General features: G+C 39.0%; 2 protein-coding genes. One reads left to right on the plus strand and one right to left on the minus strand.

Features of this window, described 5'->3' with window-relative positions; all coding sequences use genetic code 11:
- Positions 1 to 184 precede the first annotated feature (184 nt).
- Positions 185 to 733, minus strand: coding sequence for a ribosome hibernation-promoting factor, HPF/YfiA family (hpf, locus tag V7Z64_RS12770; protein ID WP_021093733.1), 549 nt, complete (start codon positions 731 to 733; stop codon positions 185 to 187).
- A gap of 174 nt (positions 734 to 907) precedes the next feature.
- Between hpf and V7Z64_RS12775 the strand changes: the two genes are divergently transcribed.
- Entirely contained in the window at positions 908 to 1,288 is a 381-nt protein-coding gene (locus V7Z64_RS12775; RefSeq protein ID WP_297990945.1) for a hypothetical protein, read from the plus strand.
- Positions 1,289 to 1,328: the final 40 nt, after the last annotated feature.

Below are 1,328 nucleotides of genomic sequence, written 5' to 3' on the forward strand. Positions count from 1 at the left end.
TCGATCTGGGCAAAGCGCTCATCAATTTGCGCAAATCTTTCGCGCACTTCTTGTTGAAATTGCAAAAAATGACTCTCAATACTCGTCAACTTCCCTAAAATTTCACGTAAGATTGCTTCCACCTTTTTTCACCCCCTTTCACATTATACCACCCTCTGTCTTATGTCGACAGAGGGCGGTAGGATTAGTTCGCTTCAATTAAGCCATATTTGCCGTCTTTTCGTTTGTAAACGACGTTTGTGCGGTTTGTTTCCGCATTAATAAAGACGTAAAAGTTATGGCCAAGCATATTCATTTGTAAAATCGCTTCTTCACTATCCATCGGTTTTAAGCTAAAACGCTTCGTACGTACAACTTCAAATTCTTCTTCCTCATGCTCTTCTGTTGCGACAGGAGCAGTTGTTGTAAGCGTCACACCGTTTACTTCTTTTTCACGCATTTTTCGATTCACTTTCGTTTTATGTTTACGAATTTGGCGTTCGAGTTTATCGACAACCAAATCGATTGCCGCATACATATCGTCGTGGCGCTCTTCCGCACGCAATACAATTTGTGGCATTGGGATCGTTACTTCAATTTTCGATTGTTTATCGTTATATACTTTTAAGTTAACGTGAACAGTAACTCCTTCCGTTGATTCAAAATAACGTTCTAACTTCCCAATTTTTTTCTCGACATATTCTCGAATCGCTTGTGTAACCTCGATGTTTTCTCCGCGAATGTTGTATTTCATACGCTGTTCCTCCTTTTATGAAAGGTTGATTACTTATTTCTACAATTCCCTACAAAACTCCTCCTCAATCGTCACATTTTTTGTGAAAAAATGATGAACAAACTGATGGATAATTATGCTATAATTTATAGATGATGAAAAAGCGTTCGTATTTTTCTGCTGAGGTGTGATCGCATGCGCAAAGTGCATATATTTGAAGCAAAAAGTGGCGATGTGCTCGCCGTCGATATTTACGGACCGAACGGTGCCGTTTTGCTTGCTAAAGGAGTCAAACTGACCGACTCATACATTCGCGGATTGCGCGAAAACGGCATTCGTCATATTTATATTCACGACATTTTTACATTTGACATTGAGGAAAAGCCAACGATTAGCCCGGTTGTACGACAACAAGCCGTAAAAAAAGTGTACGAAACGATGACGGAACTCATCGAAGAACAAAAAGCTGTTCAACGCGTATCTTCGCTAGATCTCGGGCAAGAATATCAAAAAATATTTAAAGAAATTTTAGACTACTTATTGAGCAGGGAAAACTTGCTCATTAACTGTAGATGAGCATTTTTTATTACATTAATTTCCATCCCCAAGAGACAAA

It is taken from the genome of Anoxybacillus sp. (assembly GCF_036834105.1).
Lineage (GTDB): Bacteria > Bacillota > Bacilli > Bacillales > Anoxybacillaceae > Anoxybacillus.